Origin of the sequence: Mycolicibacterium palauense, from assembly GCF_002592005.1 — a bacterium.
Classification (GTDB): domain Bacteria; phylum Actinomycetota; class Actinomycetes; order Mycobacteriales; family Mycobacteriaceae; genus Mycobacterium; species Mycobacterium palauense.
The window spans coordinates 51,630-63,636 of sequence record NZ_NVQF01000031.1 but is presented as its reverse complement, the minus strand read 5'-3'; the positions used below and the strand labels follow the sequence as shown (position 1 = coordinate 63,636).

10 protein-coding genes are annotated in these 12,007 nt (G+C 71.1%); 1 reads left to right on the top strand and 9 read right to left on the bottom strand.

Going from position 1 to position 12,007, the window contains the following annotated elements; translation table 11 throughout:
* Nucleotides 1–170: 170 nt before the first annotated feature.
* The 6 genes from lgt to CSR00_RS14445 all read right to left on the bottom strand — a co-directional run bounded on the left by lgt (nt 171) and on the right by CSR00_RS14445 (nt 8,247).
* Nucleotides 171–2,855: a prolipoprotein diacylglyceryl transferase gene (lgt, locus tag CSR00_RS14470; protein WP_245906009.1), complete on the bottom strand. Its 2,685-nt coding sequence runs from the start codon at nt 2,853–2,855 to the stop codon at nt 171–173.
* Nucleotides 2,852–3,670, bottom strand: a complete 819-nt coding sequence (trpA, locus tag CSR00_RS14465; protein WP_099023099.1) for a tryptophan synthase subunit alpha — start codon at nt 3,668–3,670, stop codon at nt 2,852–2,854. Before trpA ends, lgt begins: the two co-directional genes overlap by 4 nt.
* Nucleotides 3,667–4,938, bottom strand: a complete 1,272-nt coding sequence (trpB, locus tag CSR00_RS14460) for a tryptophan synthase subunit beta (RefSeq protein ID WP_099023098.1) — start codon at nt 4,936–4,938, stop codon at nt 3,667–3,669. The genes trpA and trpB overlap by 4 nt, the downstream gene beginning before the upstream one ends.
* A 54-nt stretch (nt 4,939–4,992) precedes the next feature.
* Entirely contained in the window at nt 4,993–5,820 is an 828-nt protein-coding gene (gene trpC / locus CSR00_RS14455; RefSeq protein ID WP_099023097.1) for an indole-3-glycerol phosphate synthase TrpC, read from the bottom strand.
* A gap of 125 nt (nt 5,821–5,945) precedes the next feature.
* Nucleotides 5,946–6,713 carry a TIGR02234 family membrane protein gene (locus CSR00_RS14450; RefSeq protein ID WP_099023096.1) on the bottom strand — a complete coding sequence of 256 codons (768 nt, stop codon included), beginning with the start codon at nt 6,711–6,713 and terminating at the stop codon, nt 5,946–5,948.
* Entirely contained in the window at nt 6,706–8,247 is a 1,542-nt protein-coding gene (locus tag CSR00_RS14445; protein WP_099023109.1) for an anthranilate synthase component I, read from the bottom strand. Before CSR00_RS14445 ends, CSR00_RS14450 begins: the two co-directional genes overlap by 8 nt.
* 68 nt (nt 8,248–8,315) lie before the next feature.
* On the opposite strand from CSR00_RS14445, the gene CSR00_RS14440 reads away from it, so the two are divergent.
* On the top strand, nt 8,316–8,786 hold the full coding sequence (locus CSR00_RS14440; protein ID WP_099023095.1) for a peroxiredoxin: 471 nt from the start codon (nt 8,316–8,318) through the stop codon (nt 8,784–8,786).
* Nucleotides 8,787–8,796: 10 nt separating this feature from the next.
* On the opposite strand, the gene CSR00_RS14435 is transcribed toward CSR00_RS14440, so the two are convergent.
* The 3 genes from CSR00_RS14435 to hisI form a co-directional block, all read right to left on the bottom strand.
* Nucleotides 8,797–9,834 (bottom strand): hypothetical protein, encoded by a 1,038-nt coding sequence (locus CSR00_RS14435; protein WP_099023094.1) that lies wholly within the window; start codon nt 9,832–9,834, stop codon nt 8,797–8,799.
* The gene (locus CSR00_RS14430; RefSeq protein WP_099023093.1) at nt 9,821–11,491 is read right to left on the bottom strand and encodes an HsdM family class I SAM-dependent methyltransferase; all 1,671 of its coding nucleotides are present in this window, start codon (nt 11,489–11,491) and stop codon (nt 9,821–9,823) included. The genes CSR00_RS14435 and CSR00_RS14430 overlap by 14 nt, the downstream gene beginning before the upstream one ends.
* 116 nt (nt 11,492–11,607) lie before the next feature.
* Nucleotides 11,608–11,973 (bottom strand): phosphoribosyl-AMP cyclohydrolase, encoded by a 366-nt coding sequence (gene hisI / locus CSR00_RS14425; RefSeq protein ID WP_099023108.1) that lies wholly within the window; start codon nt 11,971–11,973, stop codon nt 11,608–11,610.
* Between the last annotated feature and the right edge of the window lie 34 nt (nt 11,974–12,007).

Sequence of the window (12,007 nt, the reverse complement as noted above, 5' to 3'; positions counted from 1 at the left end):
TCGTACGCTGAGTCGGTTGTCGACATGATGTATTGGAGCGAGAGGGCGCCACACGGGTGCTACAAAAGGGGTATCGTCGGCAGCGTCAGAGGGGTATAAGAGACAGGTCATGGCTCCAGGATGCCAGACCCCCACGCTCCCGGAACGCAGACGGGCCGGTTCCGGTGGCGCTAGCCGCGGCGGCGGCGAAGGCGACCCAACAGGGATCTCCGCGGCGACCGGTCCTCGGCCGGGGGCGGCGTCGCCGGTGCGGCCGGCGTGACCTCGGGCTGCGCGGGAGCATCACCGGCCTCGCCGGGCTTCCGCAGATCCTCGTCGTCCTCGGCTTCGGGGGCCGGCTCCTCGGCATTCTCGGAGTCCGCCGGCTCACGATCTGCCCCCGCCGCCTCCGTGTCCCCGGTGTCGCCGGGGTCCTCGGAGTCCTCCGAGTCTCCGGTTTCCGTGTCCTCGGAGTCTCCGGTTTCGGTGTCCTCGGAGTCTCCGGTGTCGGTGTCCTCGGAGTCTCCGGTGTCGGTGTCCTCGGAGTCTCCGGTGTCGGTGTCCTCGCCGACGTCGCGGGTCTCTTCGGCGGCGAGTTCCTCTTCCTGCTCGGAGACCGGTCGCGCCGCGGACTCCTCACCGCCTTCGCCGGCGGCCTCCAACTCGTCGACATCGACAGGATCATGATCCTCGTCGATCAGCACGGCCTCCTCGACCGCCGCCGACTCCACCTCCACACCGGGATCGCCGACCTCCGTCTCCAGCACATCCTCGTCGGGCTCGCCTGCGGCGGTGTCTCGGGTGTCTTCGGTGTCTTCGGCCGCCTCGACCGGTTGGTCGGCCTGCCCATCGGCCTGATCATCGGCCTGATCATCGGCCTGATCATCGGCACTGTCGTCCGGCTCGGATTCCTCGCGCTGACCGGCCTCGTCGGCGTCGCGGGCTTCTTCGGCGGCGAGTTCCTCCTCCTGCTCGGAGACCGGTCGCGCCGCGGACTCCTCACCGCCTTCGCCGGCGGCCTCCAACTCGTCGACATCGACAGGATCATGATCCTCGTCGATCAGCACGGCCTCCTCGACCGCCGCCGACTCCACCTCCACACCGGGATCGCCGACCTCCGCCTCCAGCACGTCCTCGTCGGGCTCGCCCGCGGCGGTGTCTCGGGTGTCCTCGCCGTCTTCGGCATCGTGAGCGGCTTCGGCGGCTTCACCGGCTTCCGCGCGACCATCATCGGCGTCGTCGCCCGTCTTGGTGGCCTGAGCTTCCTCGACCGCCTCGTCGGCGGAGGCCGAGGTCACGACCGGTGTTTCGCCCTGTTCGTCGGCCACCTCGTCGACGGTTTCCTGCGCGCCGTCGCCGTCCGGCTCCGACTGCACGGCGGCCTCGAAATACTCGACGTCGACGTCGGCTTCTTCTTCGGCTTCTTCTTCAGCTTCTTCGCTGTCGAGCAGTTCCTGCTGCTCGGAGACCGGGCCCCGGGCTCCCTCGCCGTCGGCGGGCGCCGCGAGCTCCTCCAGATCCTCCTCATCGACGGCGTCGTGATCCTCGTCCATGAGCTCGGAGTCCTCGGCCTGGGCCGCCGACTCCACCTCGATACCGGTGTCGGCGACTCCGGCTTCCAGCTCGTCCTCATCGACGGACGCTGCGACATCATCGGCACCGGTGGCCGCGCCGGCCTCCCCGGCGGGCGCCTCCGCCTCGGCCTCGTCGGCGGTCTCCGCCCCGGCCTCGTCGGCGGTCTCCGCCCCGGCCTCCTGCTCCGGGACGCCTGCCTCCGCCCCCGAGTCGGTCTCCAAGTCGGCCTCCGAGTCGGCCCCCGAGGTCTCCCCCGGACCGCCGGGCTCGGGAACGGCCACGCCGTCGGTGCCCGCGGTCTCGTCCTCGGTGTCGTCGTCGGTGTCGTCGTCGGTGTCCTCACGACCGGCGACCGTGGCCGCCGCCACCACCCCCGAGGTCGCGGCCGCCGCCGCGAGGTCCTCGACGAGCTCCTCGGCCAGCGACTCCTCGTCGTGGCCGCGCAGGGTCGCCGGGTCCTCGCGGCCCTTGGGCGCCAGGATCACGTACACCACCGCCGCAAGGAACACGAACGTCGAGGTGAACGAGTTGATCCGGATGCCGGCGATGTGGGTGGCGAAATCGTCGCGCATGAGCTCGACGACGAACCGGCCCATGCAGTAGCCCGCCACATACAACGCGAACAGCCGGCCGTGCCCGATCCTGAAGCGGCGATCGATGATGATCAGCGCCGCGAACACCACCAGATTCCACAGCAGCTCGTAGAGGAACGTCGGGTGCACGACCGCGGCCACCTGCCCGGTCGACACCCCGTTGAGGGAGTGGACATCGATGATGCCGGACGGGTCGCGCCGGTAGAAGATCTCCATGCCCCACGGGACCGTCGTCTCGCGGCCGTAGAGCTCCTGGTTGAAGTAATTACCGACCCGGCCGATGGCCTGCGCGAGCACGATGCCGGGAGCGATCGCGTCGCCGAACGCGGGCAGTGGAATGCCGCGGCGCCGACACCCGATCCAGGCGCCGACCGCGCCCAGCGCCACCGCTCCCCAGATGCCCAGTCCGCCGTCCCAGATGCGCAGCGCGGCAAGGGGTCCGGCTCCGTCGGGACCGAAGTAGGTGCGCCAGTCGGTGAGCACGTGATAGAGCCGCCCGCCCAGCAGGCCGAACGGAACCGCCCACAGCGCGATGTCATAGATGACTCCGCGCTCACCGCCGCGGGCCTCCCAGCGGCGGTCGCCGAGCACCAGCGCGACGATGATGCCGGCGATGATGAACAGCGCGTAGGCCCGGATCGGCACCGGGCCCAGATGCCAGACACCCTGTGACGGGCTGGGGAAATAGGCCAGGATCGTGGTGCTCAAGCGGTGACCTCGGTGCTTCGCTGCCGGACCCCTACCGCCAGTTCCTCCGTCAGGGACCGCACCGCGGCCACACCGTCGGCCAACGCGCTCACCAGTGCCGAACCGACGATGACACCGTCGGCGTAGGAGCCGATCTCGGCGGCCTGCGCGCGGGAACGCACGCCCAGCCCGACCCCCACCGGGATATCGGAGACCGCCCTGACCCGGGCGACGAGTTCGGGCGCGGCGTTGGACACCGCGTCGCGTGCACCCGTGACCCCCATCGTCGAGGCGGCGTAGACGAATCCCCGCGACGCCTCGACGGTGGCGGCCAAACGCTGCGGCGTCGAGGAAGGGGCCACCAGAAAGATCCGATCCAGACCGTGGGCCTCGGAGGCGGCCATCCACTCGTCGGCCTCGTCGGGAATGAGGTCGGGGGTGATCAGCCCGTACCCGCCGGCGGCGGCCAGGTCACGCGCGAACGCGTCGACGCCGTAGCGCAACACCGGATTCCAGTAGGTCATCACGACCGCGCGACCGCCGGCCTCGGCGATGGCCTGCACCGCGGCCAGCGAGTCACGCACCCGCACCCCGGCGCGCAGGGCGGTCTCGGCGGCCGCGGCGATCGTCGGTCCGTCCATGCCCGGGTCCGAATAGGCGATACCGACCTCGACGACATCGCAGCCCGCCTCGACCAGCGTGGTCATCGCCTCGGTGGAGCGCGGCACGTCCGGGTAGCCGGTCGGGAGATACCCGATCAGCGCGGCCCGGTTCTCCTGCCGGCAGGTCTCGAAGATCGGGCCCAGCCGGCTGGGCGCGGAAACCTGTGCGCTCATGAGGGGTTGGCCTCCCCGGCGTCGAGCAGACCGAACCACTTGGCCGCCGTCTCGACGTCCTTGTCGCCGCGGCCGGAAAGGTTCACCACGATCACGGCCCCGGGGCCCAACTCGTGGCCGAGCTTGACCGCACCGGCCACCGCGTGAGCCGACTCGATCGCCGGGATGATGCCCTCGGTGCGGCACAGCAGCCGGAAAGCGTCCATGGCCTCGCTGTCGGTGATCGGCCGGTATTCGGCACGGCCGGTCTCGCGCAGGTAGGCGTGCTCGGGCCCGACACCTGGATAGTCCAAACCCGCTGAGATGGAATGGGATTCGATGGTCTGACCGTCGTCGTCCTGCAACAGGTAGGAGAACGACCCCTGAAACGCCCCCGGGGAGCCGCCGGTGAACGTGGCGGCGTGCCGACCGGTCTCGACCCCCTCGCCGGCGGCCTCGTAGCCCACCAGCCGCACACCCGGGTCGTCGATGAAGGCGTGGAAGATCCCGATCGCGTTGGAGCCGCCACCCACGCAGGCCGTCACCGCGTCCGGCAGCCGGCCGACCTGGTCCAACACCTGAGCGCGGGCCTCCAGACCGATGATGCGCTGGAAGTCGCGCACCATCACCGGGAACGGATGCGGGCCCGCGGCGGTCCCGAAGCAGTAGTAGGTCGAGTCGGCGTTGGTCACCCAGTCGCGGAAAGCCTCGTTGATGGCGTCCTTCAGCGTCGCCGAACCGGCCTCCACGGCGACCACCCGGGCACCCAGCAGCCGCATCCTGGCCACGTTGAGCGCCTGCCGGGCGGTGTCGACCGCCCCCATGTAGATGACGCACTCCAGATCCAGCAGCGCGCAGGCGGTGGCGGTGGCCACGCCGTGCTGACCCGCGCCGGTCTCGGCGATGACCCTGGTCTTGCCCATCTGCCGAGCCAGCAGGGCCTGCCCGAGCACGTTGTTGATCTTGTGCGAGCCGGTGTGGTTGAGATCCTCGCGCTTGAGGAACAGCCGCGCGCCACCGGCATGCTCGGAGAGCCGGGCGGCCTCATACAGCGGCGAGGGCCGCCCGGAGTAGTTGGTCTGCAGCCGGTCGAGGGTGTCGAGGAACTCCTGGTCGGTGCGGGCCTTCTCGTAGGCCGCGGTGACCTCCTCGATGACCGCCATCAGGGCCTCGGCGACGAACCTGCCCCCGTAGGCGCCGAAATGCCCGCGGGTGTCGGGATCGTGGGTGGTCGGCTCGGCGATCGCCGCGCTCGAACGCGGAAGGCCGGGAGTGGAGAGATCTGCCATCAGCGGTGTCCTATCGCCACCAGTCCGGCGCTGTCGCCGGACGGCCGGTGCGGCTCATTCAACGTAGCGGGCAGGCTTGGGGCAGGACGGATGGGTGCCCGCGGTCACCAGGTCGGCGACCGCACCGCGGGGGTCGCCGCTGGTAACCAGGCCCTCCCCGACGAGCACGGCATCGGCCCCGGCACCGGCGTAGGCGAGCAGATCGGCGGTGCCGCGCACCCCGGACTCGGCGACCCGGATGACGTTGCTGGGCAGGCCCGGCGCGATCCGGGCGAAGCAGTCACGGTCGACCTCGAGGGTCTTCAGGTCGCGGGCGTTGACGCCGATCACCTTGGCGCCGGCCTGCAGAGCGCGGTCGGCCTCCTCCTCGGTGTGCACCTCCACCAGCGCCGTCATCCCCAGCGACTCGGTGCGGTCCAGCATGGACACCAGCGCCGGCTGCTCGAGGGCGGCCACGATGAGCAACAGCATGTCGGCGCCGTGCGCCCGGGCCTCGTGAATCTGGTAGGGGCCCACGATGAAGTCCTTGCGCAGCACCGGGATCCGCACCGCCGCGCGCACCGCGTCCAGGTCGGCCAGCGACCCGTTGAACCGGCGCTGTTCGGTGAGCACACTGATGATCCGCGCGCCACCGCTGGCGTAGGCGTCGGCGAGATCGGCGGGATCGGGAATGCTGGCCAACGCGCCCCGCGACGGGCTGGCCCGCTTCACCTCGGCGATGACGCCGATGCCGGGCTCGCACAAGGCCGCGACGACATCCAGCGGCGGGGCCGCGGCGTGGGCGGCCGCCTTGATCTCGGCCATGCTGACGGCGGCCTCACGAGCGGCGACATCAGCGCGAACTCCGTCGATAATGGAGTCAAGCACCGTCGCCGAACTCATCGCGTCGTTCCTTTCCCCGGGGCGATTCCGTTCCCCGCCCGCGCCGGCCGATAGGTCAGCCCGGCTCGCCCAGGCAGGGTCATCGCTGACTCCTTGAAGGGTAGCCGCCGCGGACGCTGCGTCATTCACCGACCCTCGCTGCCGGAATCGTTGCGGCCCTCGGTGGGGTCATGACCCTCGTCGAGGGCGTCCCACATCATCCTTTCCGACACCCGTTCCGTGTCCTCCCCCGACGTCTGCGCCGAGCTCTGCTCGTCCGCCGGCTCCCCACGCTGCCCGGCCCGCGGGCCGGCGGCGGCCACCGACCGCGCCGAAGCGCGCCGGGCCCCCGGCGCCGCATACTTCGTGGTCGCCGCCCTACCGGTACCGGCCGAACGCATCAGCAGCACCGCCGCCGCCAACGCGATCACCGCGGCGGCCAGGGCCAGCACCGCGCCCCAGTAGAACCGCTGGCTGCCCACCAGGGTCGCCACCGGGACCTGCGCCAGATCCGCGGCACGCACCGCGACCTGGGGGACGATCCACTGGCTGATCGCCAGGTACCCACTGGCGGCGCTGGCCGCCGCCGCCAGCAGCGCCAGCACCCGCAGGGCCCAGCCCCGCACCGCCAGGGCGGCCGCCGCGGCCGCCAGCAGCAGCAGCGCCAGCGGCACCAACGCCGTCGACCAGGTTCCACCGGACAACGTGATGGTGCGCGGCTGACCCAGTCCGTCGAAGGACCGCACCGACACCCACGGCATCCGGGAGGATCCCCACAACCCCAGCGCGGCCAGCACCAGCCCGAGCTGGGCGATGCGGATGGTGCGCCGGCCCCGCCGTTCGGCCGCGGTGTCCCCGGGCGAGGTGTTCCCGGCCGCGGTGTCCCCGGCCGTTGCGTCCTCGGGCTCAGCCATCCTCGCCCGTCCCGGGAGGCCGCAGCGTCTCGGCCGCGGCGATCGCATTGAGGACCGCCTTGGCCTTGTTGCTGGCTTCGGTGAATTCATAGGGGCCGTTGGAGTCGGCCACCACCCCGCCGCCGGCCTGCACATAGGCGGTGCCGGCGCGCATCAGCGCGGTCCGGATGGCGATGGCGAAGTCGGCGTTGCCGGCGAAGTCGAGGTAGCCCAACACACCGCCGTAGAGGCCGCGGCGGGTCTTCTCCACCTCCTCGATCAGCTCCATCGCGCGAACCTTGGGCGCCCCCGACAGCGTGCCCGCCGGAAAGCACGCGGTCACCGCGTCCAGGGCGGTGCGTCCGTCGGCGAGCAGGCCGGTCACCGTGGACACCAGATGCATCACGTGGCTGTAGCGCTCGATATGGCTGTAGTCCTCGACACGCACGGTGCCCGGGACGCACACCCGCCCCAGATCGTTGCGACCCAGGTCGACCAGCATCAGATGCTCGGCGCGTTCCTTCTCGTCGGCCAGCAGGTCCTTCTCCAGCAGCTGGTCCTCCTCCTCGGTGGCGCCGCGCCACCGGGTGCCGGCGATCGGATGGGTGGTCGCCCAGCCGTCCTGCACGGTGACCAGCGCCTCCGGGCTCGAACCGACGATCGAGAACGCGGTGTCGCCGTGTTCGTCGGGCACGTGCATCAGATACATGTACGGGCTCGGGTTGGACACCCGCAGCATCCGGTAGACGTCGATCGGGTCGACCGCGGTGTCCATCTCGAACCGCTGCGAGGGCACCACCTGGAACGCCTCACCGGCTTCGATGTCGCCGACGAGCTTGTCGACGATCGCGGTGTACTCCTGCACGGTGCGCTGCGCCCGCGCGTGCGGCTCGGGCCGGGTGAAGGCGGCCACCGTCGAGGGCAGCGGCTGGCCGAGTGCCGCGGTCATCACATCCAGCCGCGCCACCGCGTCGTCGTAGGCCCAGTCCACCCGCTCGTCGGTGCCGTTCCAGTTCACCGCGTTGGCGATCAGCGTGATGGTGCCCTCATGGTGGTCCACGGCGGCCAGATCGGTGGCCAGCAGCATCAGCATGTCGGGCAGCTGCAGGTCGTCGACGGCCAGCTCGGGCAGCCGTTCCAGGCGCCGCACCAGGTCGTAGGCGAAGAAACCGACCATCCCCCCCGACAGCGGCGGCAACCCCGGCAGCGGCGCCGTGGCCAGCAGGTCCAGCGTGTCGCGCAGCACCTGCAGCGGGTCACCCCCGGTGGGAGCATCCCGCGGGGTGACGCCCAGCCACACCGCGGCCCCGTCACGCACCGTCAACGCGGTGGGGGCACCGGCGCCGATGAAGGACCACCGCGACCACGAGCGGCCGTTCTCCGCGGACTCCAGCAGGAAGGTGCCGGGGCGGTTGGCGGCCAGCTTCCGGTAGGCCGAGAGCGGAGTCTCGGTGTCGGCCAGCACCTTGCGGGTGACCGGCACCACGCGGTGTTCGGCGGCCAGCGCACTGAAGTGCTCCCGCGTGGTGGTCAGGCCGGGATGGTTGGTTCGCACGGCGCCATTGTCCCAGACGGCCAACCGCCGCCCGACGCTCGAGGACCCACCGGCGTAGCGTGACCCCCATGAAGACCGGCGACGTCGTCGACGATTTCACCCTGCCCGACCAGAGCGGCGCCGAACGCTCGCTCACCGAGTTCCTGAGCCACGGACCGGTGGTGCTGTTCTTCTACCCGGCGGCCATGACGCCCGGATGCACCAAGGAGGCCTGCCACTTTCGGGATCTGGGCGCCGAATTCGCCGCGCTGGGCGGGCAGCGCGTCGGGATCAGCACCGACCCGGTGGGCAAGCAGGCCGAGTTCGCCGACCGGCAGAAGTTCGACTATCCGCTGCTGTCGGATGCCGACGGGGCCATCGCCACGCGCTTCGGAGTCAAACGCGGCCTGTTGGGCAAGTTGATGCCGGTCAAACGCACCACGTTCGTCATCGACACCGACCGGCGCGTCCTCGACGTCATCGCCAGCGAGATCAACATGGACGCCCACGCCGATCGGGCCCTGCAGACGCTGCGCAACCGGATCGAGCGCGCCGGGTAGCGCCGGGCCGTCACCGCCCTGGTGCGGTGGGATTCTTGCGCCGCGCGCGGACCTCGCGGTGCCGGTTGACCGGGGTCGCCGCCAGCACGCGCGTCACCATGGCCGCCAGGAAACCGGCCGGCTGCAGGGGTGGCGGCACGGTGTCGTGGCGCAGGCGGACCTCGGGAAGCGACTCCAGGGCGTCGCCGATACCGGTGAAGTCGAGCATGCCCGACTCCACGCCGAACTGGGTGGGGCTCAGCCCGGCCGCCGCGAACGGGTCGTCCCCGTCGTCGTCGCCGTCGGTCTCGGACTCGGTGCCCGCCGGCGCGGTGTAGTCGAGCATGACCAGCGCCACGGCGTGGTAGGCGTCGTCCTCGTTGCCCAGCTTCTCCAGTAGGTCGATCAGCCATTCGGCCTTGTTCGGCTCGGTCTCCAGAATCGTCGAGCGCAGCCCGTAGACGAACCCCAACGCCGCCAGCGGATGGCGCAGGCGCAGGTTCTTGGCGTCGCCGTAGCTTTCCTCGACCCGGTTCGCCGCGTTCTTACCGAAACTGGAGTCCATCCGCTTGGTGCTGATCAGCAGCTCGGGCCCGGTGTCCCAGTCCGAGATCACCACGTCGACCTGCTTGACGTAGTTCTTGCCGAGCACGTTGGCCGCCGACCCGACCACTCCTCTGACCGCCGCCCTGCCGGTCAGCCTGCGCAGCAACGCTTCCCGCTCGCGACGGGGCAGCCCGTCGAGCAGGGCCGCCACCGCGCGGGGCATGATCCGCGGATCGCTGGCCCGCGGCCAGACCGCGTCGTGGTCGAAGCCGGCCCGGCGCAGCTCGTAGGCCAGCCAGACGTCGAGGGCCAGTGCCGGGACCCCGGTGTGCGAGCCTGCGTGCAGATACAGCGGTACGCCCAGCAGCTTCTGCAGCACCGGGAAGTCGGGCACATACACCGGCCCCCGGTCGGGTTCGTCGGCCCGCCACGGGTTGGTGTGCCGGCCCTCCGGTGCGGCCTCGGAGACGATCCGGTCGAACAACGCCCAGGCCGTGGCCTTGGTGGATTCAGCGCCGGCCACGCGACCTCGCCATCCGCCGCGACGCCAGCACCTCGCGCGCCGAGCGCAACGCCGGCACGGCGTGACCGGAACGCAGCTCGCGGGGCAGATCCAGTGCGTCGTCGACCATGTCGACCGCCTCGAGCAGCCGACCCCGCCGCAGCAGCGCGGCCACCCGGCGGCGGGCGGCGCGCAACGGCTCGGCCCGGTCGGCGATCAGTTGCACCGAGGGCACCAGCCAGCGGTCGGCTTCGCGGGGTTCGAGTTTGAGGATGCCCCCACCATAGGATCGCCCGGCAAGCTCGGCGTGCAGCACGGTGGCCGAGTTGAGCACGGCCACCGGCAGCAGCTCGCGCCCCAGCGCGGCGGTCTCCGGGTGCAGGTACACCCCGTGCACGGAGTTGAGGTGATGGGCCCGGGCCGGGTTGCCGACCAGCCGTGGGGTGTCGGCGTTCATACAGGTCAGCAGCAGGTCCGCGGGCTTGAGCAGCGGCACCCGGTACCAAGGCCGGCGAATCCGGCACTTATAGGCCTGGTCGATCCCGGCGGTGTGCCCGGCCTCGATATAGCGCTGCGCCCCCGCGGAGGGCTGCTCCCCCGGGCGGAAGAGGTAGACCGCCTTGCCGGCACGCTCCAGCCTGTGCATCACCGGCGCGGACAACGCCAGCCCGCGCAGATGTGCACTGCCCGGCGGTGACAGGCGTAGCACGTCAGCGGGTTCGAGGGCCAGCTCGTCCATCCGCGGCCGCGACAACGCGAAATACCGGTTGGCGCCGGTCACCATGCCCAGCGTGGTGTCACCCCAGTTCTCCAAAGCGGTGAAGACCCCCGTGCTGGAGAGCGCCTGCAGGTGCCCGGCGGGCCCGGCACCGATCAGCCCGCTGACCCACTTCTCCGCCGGATCACCCGGGACCCAGACATGTTGTGCAAGAACCGAATCCAAACCCTCGGCGTTGCCGGCCCGGTGGATGGTGGCGTGCGCGCTGGGCCCGCCGTTGAATCCGTCGGCCAGCAGCAGCACCACGTCGGCCTCGGCGCCGGGGAAGACCTGTTCGTCGAAGAGCACCAGGTCCACCGTGGCGAACCGCTCGAAGAGGAATCTGCGCACCGAGCCGGCATAGTTGACGCTGAGCAGCTCCGCGGGCAGGACCAGCCCCAGCCGGCCGCCGTCGGCCAGAAACGCCGCGGCATGCACGGTGAACGCCGCCCAGCTGGAGGCCAGACGCGACAACGCCACACCCGCGCTCAGCGCCGCCTGCAGGGAGCGGGCCCGGCTCTCACCGCGGAACTCCTGATAGCGGATGTAGGGCGGATTGCCGATCACCGCGGAGTACCGCGGTCGCGGTCGCTCGGCGAAGAAGTCGCCGACCTTGATGCGCGCGGTGCCACCCGCGTCGGCGACCCGCCGGCGCGCCGCCCGAGCACTGTGGGCATGGATCTCCACGCCGTCGACGGTGGGTTGGGTGTTGCCGAGGCCGCGCAGCCGATCGGCGGCGGCAACCAGAAACGACGCGTCTCCCGACGAGGGTTCCAGCACGCGCTCGCCGGGGCCGCGGATGGCCCACTCGGCGATGTAGCGCGCGATGTCCGGCGGGGTGAAGAACGCTCCGCGCGCCTTGCGAGCCTGCGGCGTGTCACCGGCAGCCCACTCGGCCGACCACGGAGCGAAGTCAGTCATGCCGCGATTGTCGCCGAGCCCACCGACAAACCGGCGCACCGAAACGCGGCACAGCCGGCGGGCCGGCTATCGGGCGTCATCGGCGCGCCGGCTAACGGGCGTCATCGGCGAGCCGGCTATCCGGCGTCATCGGCGGGTTCGGAGGCCAGCAGCATGTCGGCGTCGAAACAGCTGTGGTCCCCGGTGTGACAGGCGCCGCCCACCTGATCGACCTGGAGCAGCACCGCGTCGCCGTCGCAGTCCAGCTGCACCGCGTGAACGTACTGGGTGTGTCCCGAGGTGGCGCCCTTGATCCACTGCTCGCCCCGGGATCTCGAGAAGTACGTCGCCTCGCGCGTCCGCAGTGTGCGGGCCAGCGCCGCGTCGTCCATCCACGCCACCATCAGGACATCACCGCTGCCGCGCTCCTGTACGACTGCGGTGAACAGTCCCTCGGAGTTGCGCTTCAGCCGCGCCGCGATCGCCGGATCCAGCGGCGTCACCGCACCCTGCTCCCCGGTGCTCACCGCACCCTGC

What these genes read in the sequence shown, in the direction of transcription:
- trpA (WP_099023099.1), bottom strand. Translation starts at nt 3,670, where the DNA reads ATGAGCGCACAGGTTTCCGCGCCCAGCCGGCTGGGCCCGATCTTCGAG.
- trpB (WP_099023098.1), bottom strand. Translation starts at nt 4,938, where the DNA reads ATGGCAGATCTCTCCACTCCCGGCCTTCCGCGTTCGAGCGCGGCGATC.
- trpC (WP_099023097.1), bottom strand. Translation starts at nt 5,820, where the DNA reads ATGAGTTCGGCGACGGTGCTTGACTCCATTATCGACGGAGTTCGCGCT.
- CSR00_RS14450 (WP_099023096.1), bottom strand. Translation starts at nt 6,713, where the DNA reads ATGGCTGAGCCCGAGGACGCAACGGCCGGGGACACCGCGGCCGGGAAC.
- CSR00_RS14440 (WP_099023095.1), top strand. Translation starts at nt 8,316, where the DNA reads ATGAAGACCGGCGACGTCGTCGACGATTTCACCCTGCCCGACCAGAGC.
- CSR00_RS14430 (WP_099023093.1), bottom strand. Translation starts at nt 11,491, where the DNA reads ATGACTGACTTCGCTCCGTGGTCGGCCGAGTGGGCTGCCGGTGACACG.